The organism is Gemmatimonadaceae bacterium, from assembly GCA_030647905.1.
In the GTDB taxonomy this organism is placed as follows: Bacteria; Gemmatimonadota; Gemmatimonadetes; order Gemmatimonadales; family Gemmatimonadaceae; genus UBA4720.
Map to the genome: position 1 here is coordinate 56,628 of JAUSJA010000026.1, position 15,093 is coordinate 71,720.

General features: G+C 60.8%; 11 protein-coding genes and 1 riboswitch. Of the genes, 3 read left to right on the forward strand and 8 right to left on the reverse strand.

The features are described 5' to 3' along the window. Positions 1–179: 179 nt before the first annotated feature. From Q7S20_06455 to Q7S20_06465, 3 genes are all read right to left on the reverse strand, one after another. Positions 180–1,250 (reverse strand): hypothetical protein, encoded by a 1,071-nt coding sequence (locus Q7S20_06455; GenBank protein ID MDO8501465.1) that lies wholly within the window; start codon positions 1,248–1,250, stop codon positions 180–182. Between the two features lie 64 nt (positions 1,251–1,314). Beyond that, entirely contained in the window at positions 1,315–2,235 is a 921-nt protein-coding gene (locus Q7S20_06460; protein MDO8501466.1) for an Ig-like domain-containing protein, read from the reverse strand. Between the two features lie 3 nt (positions 2,236–2,238). Further along, positions 2,239–2,559: a hypothetical protein gene (locus Q7S20_06465; protein ID MDO8501467.1), complete on the reverse strand. Its 321-nt coding sequence runs from the start codon at positions 2,557–2,559 to the stop codon at positions 2,239–2,241. Between the two features lie 67 nt (positions 2,560–2,626). Between Q7S20_06465 and Q7S20_06470 the strand changes: the two genes are divergently transcribed. Next, positions 2,627–2,839 carry a hypothetical protein gene (locus tag Q7S20_06470; protein MDO8501468.1) on the forward strand — a complete coding sequence of 71 codons (213 nt, stop codon included), beginning with the start codon at positions 2,627–2,629 and terminating at the stop codon, positions 2,837–2,839. 1,070 nt (positions 2,840–3,909) lie between these two features. Here Q7S20_06470 and Q7S20_06475 read toward each other — a convergent pair. The 5 genes from Q7S20_06475 to Q7S20_06495 form a co-directional block, all read right to left on the reverse strand. Then, on the reverse strand, positions 3,910–4,263 hold the full coding sequence (locus Q7S20_06475) for a hypothetical protein (GenBank protein MDO8501469.1): 354 nt from the start codon (positions 4,261–4,263) through the stop codon (positions 3,910–3,912). A gap of 47 nt (positions 4,264–4,310) precedes the next feature. Next, complete coding sequence (locus Q7S20_06480) at positions 4,311–6,734, reverse strand: DEAD/DEAH box helicase family protein (GenBank protein MDO8501470.1); 2,424 nt, start codon at positions 6,732–6,734, stop codon at positions 4,311–4,313. A 901-nt stretch (positions 6,735–7,635) separates the two neighbouring features. After that, positions 7,636–8,001: a calcium-binding protein gene (locus Q7S20_06485; protein MDO8501471.1), complete on the reverse strand. Its 366-nt coding sequence runs from the start codon at positions 7,999–8,001 to the stop codon at positions 7,636–7,638. Between the two features lie 840 nt (positions 8,002–8,841). Then, the gene (locus Q7S20_06490) at positions 8,842–9,027 is read right to left on the reverse strand and encodes a hypothetical protein (protein MDO8501472.1); all 186 of its coding nucleotides are present in this window, start codon (positions 9,025–9,027) and stop codon (positions 8,842–8,844) included. A gap of 19 nt (positions 9,028–9,046) precedes the next feature. Beyond that, entirely contained in the window at positions 9,047–9,259 is a 213-nt protein-coding gene (locus Q7S20_06495) for a BrnT family toxin (protein ID MDO8501473.1), read from the reverse strand. A 125-nt stretch (positions 9,260–9,384) separates the two neighbouring features. After that, positions 9,385–9,460, forward strand: a riboswitch (SAM riboswitch). Positions 9,461–9,491: 31 nt separating this feature from the next. Here Q7S20_06495 and metH point away from each other — a divergent pair. Both metH and Q7S20_06505 read left to right on the forward strand, forming a co-directional pair. After that, on the forward strand, positions 9,492–13,115 hold the full coding sequence (metH, locus tag Q7S20_06500; GenBank protein ID MDO8501474.1) for a methionine synthase: 3,624 nt from the start codon (positions 9,492–9,494) through the stop codon (positions 13,113–13,115). Continuing rightward, positions 13,112–15,004 carry a bifunctional homocysteine S-methyltransferase/methylenetetrahydrofolate reductase gene (locus Q7S20_06505; GenBank protein MDO8501475.1) on the forward strand — a complete coding sequence of 631 codons (1,893 nt, stop codon included), beginning with the start codon at positions 13,112–13,114 and terminating at the stop codon, positions 15,002–15,004. Before metH ends, Q7S20_06505 begins: the two co-directional genes overlap by 4 nt. The last annotated feature ends 89 nt before the right edge of the window (positions 15,005–15,093 follow it).

Genomic DNA, 15,093 nt, shown 5'->3' on the forward strand with positions numbered 1-15,093 from the left:
TAGCGCGACAGTGCAACTGCTTCCCCCGAGACAATCGACGACGCGAAGCTCGTGCAGCTTCATCAAGGCGTCTTCGGAGGTGCGAGGCTGGTCGTCTCTCGCTCCGCATTGATCCTGTGCTGACAGACGCGGGGCAAATATCAGAACAGAGAGAAGCAAGCCGATGCGAAGCAGTATTCTCATGCTTCCCCCGCCATTTCGAGGAGCGCGTTCAACTCATCCCAAAGATTCTTCAGCGCCGGCCAGCTTTCGCCGGAGCTTGGAGAAATCGCTGCCAGATCCTTCTTGATCCGTGCGGCTGCTTCCGGGCTCAAACCGTCAAACTGAGGAAACGATTCGATTGCTGCTTTCTCCTCAGTCTTCGTGATCGTCGTTTCACCAGCCAGCGCGCGGAATAGCGGTATGTGCGCCTGTGGGTTGATGAGATAGTGGCAGACGTCGTGGACGTTTACCTTGTGCACATGCGTGACTTCGCAGTACTGGTATCGTCGCGCGGCCACTGTTGCATCGTCGGGCCAGCTTTGTGGCCGAAACATTCGCGGTATCGTGAACGGGTCGAGGAAATGCCGGATGTTCACGTAGCGGAGGCAATCCCTTCCTTCCTGTCCTGCCTTGCCCGGCTGCACCGCAGATTTGTAGACGTCGACCACTTTCGTCTCGAGCACCCGGCTGGTGTTGGCGATCATCGTGATCGACTGAGCCTGTTCGATGCGCGGGTCGAAAGCGCTGATGTCGGTTCCCGGCACGACCCCCGTAGCGAGCATGTCGAGCGCATCGTGCGCCACCGCCGTCCCCAGAGAATGCCCGATGACTGACCAGAGAGACTGCTGCTCTTTCTTGTACTGTTTGCTTATGCCGTCGACGATTTGTTTTGCGACGTGAACTTTGACGCGCTCGCGAACCGTTGCGGACAGACGGTAGAGAAGCACGTCGGCTGCATGCGTCCAGATGAAGTTCCCATCCTTCTTGCCGGCGGTCCTGAGCCATCCGACGAGCTGTGCCGCCTGGCTTGCGCCGACGTCCATCGCCAGAGGTTGTATTTCCCTGGCGTCTGTCTGCCACCGCGAGACGATCTCCTGAAAGATCGGATCGTAGTGGACCATCTCGATCTCGAACTGGGTGTCGAAGGGGATGGCGGCGAGCTTGGGGTATTTCTTGTACGCGGCGACCAGGACCTTTTTGACTTCCTTGGCCCAGGTGTCGCCGTCGTAGACGCCCATTCCGTGAACCAGAAACAGCTTGTGGCGCATGGTGCCTCCGCGCAGCAGGTGCGGCGACGGTGAGACCTCTCTGGGGCATCGTTACCGTTGTGGCCTAAACGACAGTGCAATGAAATCGTTTTTCTACGCCATCGAGTTTCGCCGTAACCCGTGCCGTGCCCGGAGCGACGGCATGCAGGGTTCCATCGGGCAGCACGGAAAGTGTTGCTGGATTGTCCGTCGCCCATGTAATTCCGTGCAACGGCACGGTGGCGCCGGTTGCATCGGTCGCCGTGACTGTAAGAAGCTGATAGAGGCCCACTGAAAGGCTGGGAACCGGATCGGGGTCTATCTGAATACTCTTCGCCACAGCGAGCTGGTTCCTGAAATCCTTCACCGCACTCCGAAGCACGTCCTCTCCCACGACATTGAGAAGAGCAAGTCCCAGGAGACTCACCTTCACTTCGTCACTCAGATTCTGGAGGCCGCGAATGTCGTTGATGGTTCTTGCAAGCGACTGCTGTTGGTCCTGCGGCAGGTTCTGCATAAGCGCGAGACATAAGGCCGGCAACGCAACAGCGGCCTTGGTAAAGGAGACGTCACCCATGAGCTTTGATACGGCTGTCGAGCGAGCGCCCCCGCGGTGGCGATCCACTTCGCGGTCGGCCGCGGTCAGAGCGAGCTGGAGAAAGCTGGCCGGCCCCACGCTGACATCCTGATTGCCTACCCGGACCGTGAAGAGCGAACTTCGGAACACAGCCATGGCTCCGAATCCGGCGGTGACCAATTGCGTCCAGCGTATGGCTTCCGGCGAGGCGCCGCTGCCGAGCCCGAATTTCCAGTCGAATGCCCGTATCAGGCTCAGGACAAAAGCGGCCGCAGCGGCGTTGAGAGCGATATAGATCCATCCCGGAGTTGTATTTACGGCACTCACCGGGGCGTCACGATAGCGCGAGACGAGCTCCCCTGCCCCGATGAGTCCTCCAAACGCCGCCACGAGGCCGAAGTCGATCAGAAGCTGCCAGTTGATGCCCATCGCTCAACGGGTGAATTGATAGTCCGACAGTAGCCGCTGCCCTTCCGGGGAAAGATCAATGACCTCCCCTTTAGGCGACGTAGAGATATGTATGAGCCCGGCATCGAGCATGTTGTCGATGAGCACCGCAAACTCCCGGACATCTATCTCTTCCTCGACTGCCAGGTCGCGGGCCAGGTGCGGTCCGTCAGACAGCCGCCTGAGGAATTTCGTGGGAATGTAGCCTCGGCCTTCCGACTGGTTCTGCCGCTGAAGTCTCGCGGATTCTTTCAGGAATGTCGAGAACCCTGTTGGGTCCCCGCCGCTGCCGCCCGAACTTTGCATCTGCTTTACCTCGCGATTACGGCTGGCGTTGTGGTCTGGTGAGCCCGGGGAGGCTCAAATAGGAGATATGGTCGGGTCCCACTGCCAGTACGCGGTGACCGACCTCAGTCTCGGCCTGCATCCATTCCACCACCGCGAGCGCAGCACGCACTGCATCCGCCCTCGACTTGAGGGCAAGGCGATCTCGAATCGCGTCGAGCGCCACGGCTTCGTGGACGGGCAGGTCAAGCTGAATCCGAACTTTGGATTTCGCGTTCCCAACCCTGGATGCTACCACTGATTTTTTACTCATGTCGTTGAATATATCATACTCAGGCGCGTGAGTACAGTATCGCGCGGCGTCCCACGGGGGACGAGGGATTGGTGGCCGGAAATTCCACGCGATCGCTAAGGCCTTACTTTCGGGCGGCCTCCCTTTGCCCCGTTGGCCCGCGCTGCGCGAGCTTTCGCCGGACTTCGCGACGCGCCTCCGCTACGCCCCAGTAGCCGCATCCAACGACTGCTGCCCACTATGGCTTCAAGCACACCTGCAACGTAACCAAATTGGTTACATGCCAACCCCCAACATAGTGAAGCCATCTGATATCTACGGATCGGTGGCGTCTGGGAGCCAGAGGCCGGCAAGCGACATCGATCTCGTAGTAGTTGGTCGGATCACGTTGACCAAGTTGTTGCCCCGATTGCGACGCCTTCAACGCCAGCTCGGCCGCGAAATAAATCCCACGATCTATACGCCCGAAGAACTAAGGTCCAAGTATTCGCACCGCGAATATTTCGTTCGCCGTGTTATGGAACGACCAAAGATCATGTTACTGGGGACGGAAAATGACCTTGCGGAGCTGGTTGGTCAAAGAGGTCTACTTGATAGCAACCACGCTGCGAGACAAGGTCCGAGCGTGGCTGGCTGAACGCCATCCAGAGAAGGTCGAGGCGGGTGAGCGTCGGACGGCAGACTTAAGAGTGTGAAGAATTTTCATGGCCAGAAGGGGCCTCCTTCAGGTAGCGCCGCGTTTCAACTGGTATCGCCCAGAAGTAACCGGTCGCGCGGATTTACCGGGCTGATTGCGAAGCAGATATGTCCAGGCTGCCCGTCGCCTACCACCGCGCAGAGTCACATACACTCGCTTCCGGGTAAACTCCGGACCCTCGTATCTGTCCAACGTCTCGAGCGAGCGGTCAGTGGTCTTCTCCGGAAAAGCGTACAGCTCACCGAAGACGCGATTGCCCGCGGACCTTTCTCGATAGACGCCCGGGTAGCGGCCCAGGTCGTAGAGCATTCCAGACATTGACGCAACGTCAACAAATTGCGCGTTGCGCATGAGAGCATGAGGAGAACGCCTGGTGGAGCGCTTAAGCGTTCCATAGACGAAAATCGGCAGTGCCATCAGTTCGAAGCCAGCAAGTTGGTTTGCTGAGGATTTCGTTATCAGAAATCTGGCGGAGTTGCCCCAGGCTTGCCAAGAGTTCAAAGAAATTCAGATACCTGAAAAACTCGTCGACAACCGGGAGGTATTTGCCCGCTGTCACGGCCTCTTGAAGCTCAGTGTACGCGGGATCTTCGTGGTAATCCAATATTCGGCGCACGTGAGCGTATCGGTCCGTTTCAAAGAACTTCTCGTGCAGCGAGGAGAGCCACTCGGCGCGTCTCGTGCGAACCGCCCGACGATAGTGGTTGATCGCGAACAAAGCTCCGCCCATCGTCACCCGAATTGTTTTACTCGCGGCGCGCGAAGCAGCCGCGCGTGCGAACGCTACAGATCCATCTGGTACCCGATAGCACGGTATCCGCGCAGCCGCTTCTCGAACATCCGCACCAGCACCGGAATCGCCCGATCCACGTAGTCGTAGACATGCACCTCCCGCTTCCCGGCATATGCCCGGTGGAGTCGTCCGGCATATTGCACCAACGTTCCTCTCCACGCGAAGGGCATGGCGAGGAAGAGCGAATCGAGCCGTGCGTCGTCGAATCCTTCGCCAAGATAGCGGCCGGTTGCGAGCACCAGCCGTTCTTCGTCCGGTGGAATATCCGCCAACTGGCGCATGACTTCCCGTCGCACCTTCGTACCAGTGCCCCCGTGCATGACTACCAGATGCCGCGTGAATGGCCGAAGCCGGTTGGCCAGATACTCCAGGTGATCGCGTCGCTCTGTGAGGACAAGTGGCGAGCGCCCCACTTCGAGAGCACACAGGATATCGTCGAACAGCAGATCGTTGCGTGCCTCGGATGCGCCGAGAGCGGCGTACAGCTCCTGGATGCTCTGCTCGGTGAGGCCGGCGGCGAACGGTGTGTCACGAACGATCAGACGATGTGACAGTCGTCCGCGCAAAGCCGCCCCGGTGCCGATGACGTGTCGCACCGGCCCGAGCTGCATGTGCACGATGGGGTGCAATCCATCGCGCCGCGTTGGCGTAGCGGTCAACCCAAGGATATAGCGTGCCCATACGTGAGAGAGCACGCGCTCAATGGAGACCGCCGCGACGTGATGGCACTCGTCGACGATCACTGTTCCGTACGATGCCACCAGATCGTCGACGACTCCATTCCGCACCAGGCTCTGGACCGTGGCGACGTCGATCGCGCCGGTGACATGTCGCTTTCCCGACGTGATCTGCCCGATGTCGCGACTCTGGAGCCCGGTGAAGGCAGCAATGCGCGAGACCCACTGATCGACTAGCGGTCTGCGATGAACCAGCACGAGCGCATTCCGCCCGCGCCGCGCGAGTAATGCGATGGCAATGACGGTTTTCCCCGAACCCGGCGGTGCCACCAGAACGCCGGTGTCGGTCAAAGCGAGAGTCTCGACGGCTTGCGCCTGTTCTGCGCTCAACGTGCCGGTGAAGCGCACATCGGCTGCGGCGCCATCAGTGCGCCGGTCTTCGACGACCAGCGCCACGCCATAACTCGCTAGCAATGCCTGCAAATCGTCCAGGCAACCGCGGGGAAGTGAGATATGCGCGGGGAGTTCCTCGGCGCAGCTGACAATCCGTGGTGTGTCGTGGGTTGAGAGGCGCAGTCGCTGCTTCTGGTAGAATTCGGGGTTCTGGAACGCCGCCAGTTGCTTGATCTGCGTGATGAGTGACGAGGGTAGCCCAACCAGGGGAACGAAGAGTCGCTGGGCGATCACTGCGGCGACGCATTCGGGGACGGGATCCGTGAGGCGACGCGATTGCGACTCCATCGGCGATGGAGCGAGTTCCCATGGTTGATCCTCCGGCTGTGTGTCCGTCTCGCGGACGGCCCGTACGCCGAGGATGCGTCCGCTTTTCTCCGCCTCTCGGGCGAGGAGCTCGAGCGCGGCAGCCGTATGTCGCTCAACTGACGCGAGATATTCCCATTGATCGGCCTGCGGTTCCCACCGATCGTTGAGGAAGAGTGTGTTGCCCTGTTCGGCTGCGCTGCGTTGCAACGGCAGCGCGATCAGGTTTCCGAAGCCGCCTTTGGGTAGGGTGTCCTGATTCGGGAAGAGCCGGTCGTACGACGTGAGCCGGAGCTGGTGCCGGCGCACCATCGTCTCGGTAATCAGAAAGCAGCCCACGGTGCGCGCGGTGCGAGCGGGCACCGGACTGGAGAAAAAAAACCACACATGCGCACCCCTCCCGGAGCGCGACCGCTCGACTGACGGCTCAAGACCGAAAGTCCGACACGTCTCCGCAAAGGCCGCTACATCATCGCGCCAGCCGTCGTCATCGAAGTCGGCCGCGAGGAACCAGCACGTGTCGTCCGTCAGCAGCGGGTATACGCCGATGGTGTGCCGGCCGCGCAGGTGATCTTCAATCACGCGATCCGTGACAGGGAGAAACTCACGATTCAGAGCGTCTCCGCCCCGGAGCAGTGGCTTCTCGCGAACGCCCCGGAACCATTCGTTGGCGCACGCCGGGGCATAGCCCGACCGATTGAGTTTCGGGTTGTGCCAGAACTTCGGATAGACGTCTTCGCGGCCACGAAAGAGCGTGCGAAACCGGGAGATTTTCTCTGGAACGCTCAGTCGGGATGATGTCCCCGGCGGCGACGGTGCTGGTACTGAAGGACGCACCCCCAGCGCGACGGCCTGCCGTTCACGCAGATCCAGCAGGTGCGCTCGAGCTTCGGCTAACTCGTGGTCCAGCCGTGCTACACGCGCCTCCTGTTCAGCGAGCGCCGATTCGATACCGGGCGGGTCGTCCTCAGAATTCATATCCATCGGGTGGACTCGAACTCTGAGGCTCAAGCCGCCCGCGTCGCGGAGGGCTTGCGAGGCCGACCCCCACGGCGCCCGTTCCGCCTCGAGGCAGCTGCTTTCGCCGAACTTCGCGCACTCCCGCCCTTCTTACCCACTTCTGCCATCCAGCGGCGCGTACCGAAGACCCCGCCTAGCAGCGCCGGAACGTAATGGTCAATCCCAAGCGCCGGCCAATGCAAGCCTGATCCGGGTCCTTCGATCTCGATTTGACCCAGTTCTTCGGGCTTCCTGCCTTCAAGGCCTTGTATCAGGGCGCGCGGAATGGCCACTTCGATACCAGTTGAGAGCAGCAGAACGACATGATCTCCCCGGGCACGATACTTCGCCTTTATGACCCGAATGCCCCGCTCTTCCTGACTCCTGGCTTGTGCAATCGCCTTCTCGATCTGAGCGTCGTTTGCCAATACCTTGGCACTTGTCCTCACGTGTGCGGTTCTGAGCTTTGTCATCGGTGCATTGCCTCCCATGCCGCGACTAGCATATCAAAGTTGTCAGCTGCCAAATCCAGAATGTGTCGCACCTGATTTCGTTTCGCTTTCCCTGGCTGTACTGCATCCTTTCGATTGGCCAGAGTCACAGTTGCATTCTCATTCAAATCGAAAACGACCTCGATTCCCTGGTAGAGACCATGCACATGTCGAGGCGTATGGTCCTGCGGATACACTTTGAAGCGCACTCCGCCTATTTGTATCGTGGCCACGAGTTTCCAGTATAACCTAAGCGGCTTAGGTTTTCAAGGTTGAGCGTCTGTTGGTTTGACGTTCTGACACCTTCCCGAAGGTGTGGAGCTACGACCAACGGGGAAACCAGGAGAGAAGTAATTCCCGTCGCCGAGTCGATATCGCGCTGGTGATCCTCAGAATTCGTATCGCATCCGGACCCAATAGTGCCAATCCGCGACCGCCCGGGTTGTCTGGGAATCGGTGGCAGGGATGGGCTTGAGTTGAGCCAGCGGCACCGCCAGACTCCTCTTCTCCCACCGGATCGTAACAAATATCTCGTGCGCACAGACATCCTCGGCGGGCATCCGAATGACATCGATTTCGTCGTTCACCCGGAGCGGAGAGATTGACCGCTTAGCGATACAGGTCGCGGTGAACGGAAAGCGGAGCTGCTCGTGGAGGTAATTGTACCAACTCATCGCCCGTTCCTCGGCGCCATAAGCGTCAACGACGATCTCCTCGATTATTCGGCGTTCGCGATCTGTGTCCTGTTTTGGCATGGTCTCCGCGCTACGGCCTTACTTTCGGGCGGCCTCCCTTTGCCCCGTTGGCCCGCGCTGCGCGAGCTTTCGCCGGACTTCGCGACGCGCCTCCGCTACGCCCCAGTAGCCGCATCCAACGACTGCTGCCCACTATGGTTTCAACCACACCTGCAACACTCAGGTCTGCATCCAACTCCTCCCACATCAACCCTTCTCCGGACGGGCTTACCTCGACCTTGGCAAGGTCGGCGTCAGATGCCCTTTGCAGACCAAGGGAAAGTTTCGCTGGAAAGCTGAATATTGCGCCGTTCGTCAGCGCCACTGTAACGCGCTTCGTTGCCCGGCTGTATCGAGCGCTTCTGGCACGCGGCTCGGTTGCCTTTGCAAGACGAGCCCGCTCTCTGGCAGCGGGAATCTGAGCCAGTATCTGGGCGTCAGTCAATTTGTTATCCGCCATGATGCTTCCTCCAATATTCCATGAGCGCGTCTGCGTTCATCTCGACGATCCAACGTGAGCAGGCCCATGCTCCCTTGGGGGCAGAAAGACCTTGATCGCAAAACCATCAATTCGAAGGACGGTCGGCATCGAGAAATTAACCCAACGGTTGGGTTCTAGCAACTGGTAAAGGTTCCACAGGCCACGAGGGCATACCCTTCGCCACGTCTTGGCGAGCTGCGTGATGTAGGAGAAAAGGAGGGATTCAGAACAAGCTTTCATTGGCTTGGATCATCGTTCCGCTGCGGCGCGCCGAGAACGAGGGAAGCGCTTCAGCCGCACGGGAGTCCAATCTCAGCGGCCGTTCCGGCTGAGCGTCATCCAGGGTTGCTCGAGTAGCCTTACGCTGTGGGACGCCTGCCTCACTCCGATTCTGCTTTTAAGCCGTTCGGCGCTTTGGTCGCGTTTTCAGATAGGCTCGCAGCGCTGACCGCCCTGGAGTTGGGAAACGCAGCAGCGAGGTCGGGGTCCAAAACAATCAGATGGGCGCCATTTGAAAAGTGCCTGGCGTATTTGTTCCGAACACCGCCGCGGAAATCGTATTCCACCCGCATCTCATTCGCGGAGTCAGACGTTGACTTCTTCGCGCGAGACGGTCTGGAACTCTTCTTCATACACTTTCCGTTCTCGACGGTTGGCGAGCCGAGCGTTGATGATTCGGATATTGTCGCCACGCTCGGCATGGGCGACGATCAACAGATGTCTTCGCCGCGACATCCCGATCAGCAGATACCGATTTTCGTTTGAGGAGTGATCGGGGTCGGGGATCGCTGACCACATGTGGACCGTTGAAGAAATTCCAGAAAAGATGAGTCCCGATTATCTGTTACAATCAAACTGACTCACTACCGGCAGAGTTGCTGGACTTGCCGATTTCCCGAATTGCATGCTATTGTTGAGGGAGATCCCTGACCCGTGGCGATTTAAAGCAACTTGCGGCCACGTTAAACATTCCGCTAAAGCGCTCCCGCCCAGCGCCCACGCGTGGGCTTTTTTCGTATAGGTATCTCGCATGACCGCTCGACCAACTGACTCGCCCTACCTCAAGCTCCTCGAGAACCGCGTCCTCATCTACGACGGCGCCATGGGGACGAGCATCCAGCGCTTCAACCTCACCCCCGAAGACTTTGGCGGCAAATCCCTCGAAGGCTGCAACGACAACCTGGTCCTCACCCGACCCGACGTCATCCAGGCAATCCACGAGTCGTTCCTCGCGGTCGGTTGCGATGTGGTCGAGACATGTACCTTCCAGTCCACTCCCCGCCGTCTGGAAGAATGGGGACTCGGTGACAAGGTTCGAGAGATCAACATCGCGGCAGCAACAATCGCCCGCGCCGCAGCCGATAACTACAGCACTCCCGAAAAACCCCGCTTCGTTGCCGCCTCGATGGGCCCGACAGGCATGCTGCCCTCGAGCTCCGACCCCGCCCTCGGCAACATCACATTCGAAGAACTCTCGCGGAATTTCCACGACCAGGCCCAATACCTCATAGAAGGCGGCGTTGACCTCCTTCTCATCGAGACGTCGCAGGACATCCTCGAGGTCAAAGCCGCGGTCGCGGGAATCGAGCAGCTCTTCGCTGAGCTCGGCCGCCGCATCCCGATCCAGGCTCAGGTCACGCTCGACGTGTCGGGCCGCATGCTGCTCGGTACGGACATCGCCAGCGCGATGACTACTCTGGAGTCGCTCGGCGTAGACGTCATTGGGCTCAACTGCTCGACGGGCCCGGAGCACATGCGCGAGCCGCTCCGCTACCTCTCCGAAAACGCGACACTCCCGCTATCGGTCATCCCGAACGCAGGACTCCCGATCAACACAGGGGTTGGCGAAGCGGTGTATCCGCTCGAGCCGGCGCCGATGGCAGAGGCGCTCGCGGAATTCGTGAAGGATTTCGGCGTGCGGATCGTCGGCGGATGCTGCGGAACGACACCGGCTCACCTCGACGCGGTGGTCAAGGCGGTGCACGCGGTGGAATCGGCCGCGACCGCCGGCCCCCAAGCCGAAGTTGGCCGGAACGGCAAGCGAACCGGACACCACCACGTCCCCCGCGTCAGCTCCGCAATGCGCGCGATCACCCTCCACCAGGACCCACCACCCCTCCTTGTCGGCGAGCGGGTCAATTCCCAGGGCTCACGCAAGGTGAAACGCCTCCTCCTGGCCGACGACTACGAGGGAATCCTCGAAGTCGCACGCGACCAGGTGGACTCGGGCGCCCACGTCCTCGACGTCTGTGTCGCCCTGACCGAACGGGCCGACGAAGCCGAGCAGATGTCGAAAGTGGTGAAGCTGCTCTCGATGTCGGTCGAGACGCCGCTGGTCATTGATTCGACGGAAGCCGACGTGGTCGAAGCCGCCCTCGAGCACATCCCGGGGCGCGGCATCGTCAACTCCATCAACATGGAGAACGGGCGCAAGCGCATCGAAGCGATCGTGCCCCTTGTCAAGAAGCACGGCGCCGCGGTCATCGCGCTCACGATTGACGAAGTCGGCATGGCCAAGACCCGCGAGCGGAAGCTGGAGGTCGCGAAGGCCATATACCATATAGTAGTGGACGAGTACGGACTCGCCCCGGAAGACATCATCTACGACTGCCTCACCTTCACGCTCGCCACGGGCGACGCTGAATGGATCGACTCGGCGCACGAGACGATCGAAGGCATCCGCCTCATCAAGCGCGAGCTCCCGGGCGTCTCAACGATACTCGGCGTATCCAACGTCAGCTTCGGCCTCACGGTCGAAGCCCGCTCGGTCCTGAATTCGGTGTTCCTCCACCACTGCGTCACTGCGGGTCTCGACGCGGCGATCGTCAACCCTGCCCACATCACGCCGTACGCGGAGATCTCGGAAGAGCAAAGAGTATTGGCCAACGACTTGGTCTTCAACACCCGCGCGGACGCCCTCCAGCACTTCATCGAGTACTTCGGGGAACACAGAGGCACAGATGGCACGGATGTCACAGAAAAGGCGGACCCTACCGCCGGGATGACGGCAGAAGAGCGCATTCACTGGATGGTTCTCCACCGGAAAAAAGACGGGATCGAGGAGCAGCTTGATGCGGCAGGGGTGAGGGAAAACCCTGTACGCGTTCTGAACGAAGTGCTTCTCCCCGCCATGAAGGAGGTCGGCGACAAGTTTGGCGCGGGCGAGCTGATACTTCCGTTCGTGCTGCAAAGCGCAGAAGTAATGAAAAAGGCGGTCAAGCACCTCGAGCAGTTTCTCGAAAAGGCCGAAGGCTACACAAAAGGCAAGGTCGTGCTCGCTACGGTTTACGGAGACGTGCACGACATCGGCAAATCGCTCGTCAACACGATCCTCTCCAACAACGGCTACACTGTCTACGACCTCGGCAAGCAGGTCCCGGTCAATACGATCCTCGAAAAGGCGATCGAGGTCGAAGCGGACGCGATCGGACTGAGCGCCCTGCTCGTCTCGACGTCGAAGCAGATGCCGCTGTGCGTGAAGGAGCTGGACAAGCGCGGGATGAAGATCCCGGTCATGATCGGCGGAGCGGCGATCAACCGGCGCTTCGGACGCCGCGCGATGTTCGTCGAGGACGAGCGCGACTACGCCCCGGGTGTGTTCTACTGCAAGGATGCATTCGAAGGCCTGGAGACGATGGACAAGCTCCAGGATCCGGAGCGGCGCGACAAGTTCGTCGCGAAGAATCTCGACGATGCGAAGAACGACGTCTTTCTTCACACCTCTGTCGGCAAGGACATCGCCGCCGGCGACGACGCAGGGGTGCGCAGCGACGTCGCGGCGAACAACCCGGTGCCGGCTCCGCCGTTCTGGGGAACGCGCGTGCTGCGCGACATCCCGGTTGACGAAGTGTACGATCTGCTCGACCTCGACGAGCTCTATCGCCTGCAATGGGGGGCGCGCGGGTCGGGCCCGCAGTACGATGCGACGGTGAAGAACGAGTTCGAGCCGGTGCTCGCGCGCCTCAAGAAGGACGCGGCGGAGAAGGGCTGGGTCAGGCCGGAAGCGGTTTACGGATACTTCCCCGCGCAGTCGCAGGGCAACGACGTGATCATCTACGATCCCGCCGCCTACTCGAGCGACGGCGGATCACTCCGGGAGATCGCGCGCTTCCACTTCCCGAGAATGGTGGGCAGAGAGCGCCTTTGCCTCGCCGACTACATCCGCTCGGTCGAATCAGGCGACGTGGATGTCATTCCCCTTCAGATCGTCACGGTAGGCAAGGAAGCGACGCTGCACTTCGAGAAACTCCAGGGCAACCACGAGTACACTGAAGCGTTCTACTCGCACGGCCTCTCGGTCGAAACGGCCGAAGCTACCGCGGAATGGCTGCACCGCCGCATCAAGAGCGAGCTCGGCATCGAAGGCGCACACAAGTTCAGCGAGGGCGAAGCTGCGCGAGGCGGCAAGCGCTACTCGTGGGGCTACGGCGCATGCCCGGACCTCGACGATCACGCCACTGTCTTCAAGCTCCTTCCCGCCAAGGAGGCGTTGGGCATGGATCTCACTGAGTCGTTCCAGCTTCTTCCCGAGCAGAGCACGGCTGCGATCATCATTCATCACCCTGAAGCCAAATATTACGCTGTAAGGGGGAACGCTGGTGAGCCCGGTAAGACCGGTGAGATCTCGCTCGCCGAGGCGGGGACGGCGACGTGAGCGACCGCCAGGAGCTGCTTCAACGGCTGCTCGATCCGGAGCAGGTCGTCGTCTTCGACGGCGCGATGGGGACGATGCTCTATTCCAAGGGCGTCTTCATCAACCAGTGCTACGACGAGCTTAACCTCCGCGCGCCCGAGCTCGTGCGCGAAGTACACCGCGCATACGTGAAAGCCGGTGCCGAAGTCATCGAGACGAATACCTTCGGCGCAAGCCGTACCAAGCTCACGGGTTACGGACTCGAGACGCAGGTGCACGCGATCAACAAGGCGGCAGCGACGATCGCCCGCGAAGAAGCCGGCGAAAACGTCCTCGTCGCCGGCGCCATCGGCCCGCTCGGAGTCCGTCTCGAGCCGTACGGCCCGACGTCGCATGAGGAAGCGCGCGCCATATTCGCCGAGCAGATGCGGGGACTGAAGGACGGCGGCGCGGATCTCTTCATCCTCGAGACGTTCGCCGATCTCACCGAGATCGAGGAGGGTATTCTCGCCGCACGTGACGTTGATCCGAACATGCCCGTCATCGCCCAGATGACAATCGGCACGGACTGCCTCACGCCCTACGGCGCATCGGCCGAGGACATCGCGAAGTCGCTCGATGCATTCGGCGCGGACATCATCGGCCTGAACTGCTCGGTCGGGCCGCAGATCATTCTCGACGCGATCGAGAAGATGGCGAGAGTCACACGCAAGAAGCTGAGCGCGCAACCCAACGCTGGAATGCCGCGCGAGGTCCAGGGCCGCAGCATGTACATGGCGAGCCCGGAGTACATGGCGACCTATGCGGCGCATCTGGTCCGAGCCGGAGCGAAGGTCGTCGGCGGATGCTGTGGCACGACGCCCGAGCACATCGCCGCGATGGTCGAGGGAATCCGTCCGCTGTCCCCGAGGCATCCGCGGGTAATACACAGAGGCCGCAGAGCAAGTGCAGAGACCGCAGAGATTCCACACGACAAGCCGGTCGAGCCAATCCCGTTCGGCGAGAGATCGAAGTTCGCGGGCAAGATCGCACGCGGAAAGTTCGTCACGTCGGTCGAGATCGTCCCGCCGCGCGGTGTGGATGCGTCGAAGATGCTGCGCGATACAAAGGCGCTCAAGGACGCAGGCGTTGATGCCGTCAACGTTCCCGACGGCCCGAGAGCACAAAGCCGCATGGGCGCGCTGCTCACCAGTCTTCTCATCGAGCAGCGGGTCGGCATCGAGGCGGTCACGCACTACTGCTGCCGCGACCGCAATCTCCTCGGCATGCTCTCCGACCTGCTCGGCGCATCGGCGATCGGGCTGCGCAACCTGCTCATCATCACCGGCGACCCGCCGAAGATGGGCCCGTATCCCAACGCCACCGCGGTGTTCGACATTGATGCCATCGGCCTCACCAATCTCGTCAACAACCTGAACCACGGCCTCGATCCCGGCGGCAATGCCATCGGCGCACCGACGTGCTTCGCGATCGGAGTCGGCGTGAACCCCGGAGCGATTGACATCGAGCACGAGCTGAAGCGTTTCACCTGGAAAGTCGAAGCAGGCGCCGAGTACGCCATCACCCAGCCGGTGTTCGACGTCGAGCAGCTCGAGAGCTTCCTCGCGAAGCTCGACGGCAATCGCATTCCCATCATCGCGGGCATCTGGCCGCTCGTCTCGCATCGCAACGCCGAATTCCTCGCCAACGAGGTGCCCGGGGTCACGGTGCCGGCTCACATCATCGAGCGGATGCGGAAGGCGAACGAGAAGTCGAAGGAGCACGGCGTGCAGGAAGGCATCGCGATTGCGCGCGAGATGCTCGATCGCGTGCGGCCCTCAGTGCAGGGTGTGCAGGTCTCTGCGCCGTTCGGTAAGGTCGAGCTGGCGCTCGAGGTGTTCAGGGAAACGCTGGCGGCGACAGGCACATGAAAACAGGTTCATCGCGGAATTCTTATCCCGCGACCACCTCCCCCGCCGCGGCTCCAGGCGGTAGAATTGCCAATCCCATCGCTAACGGG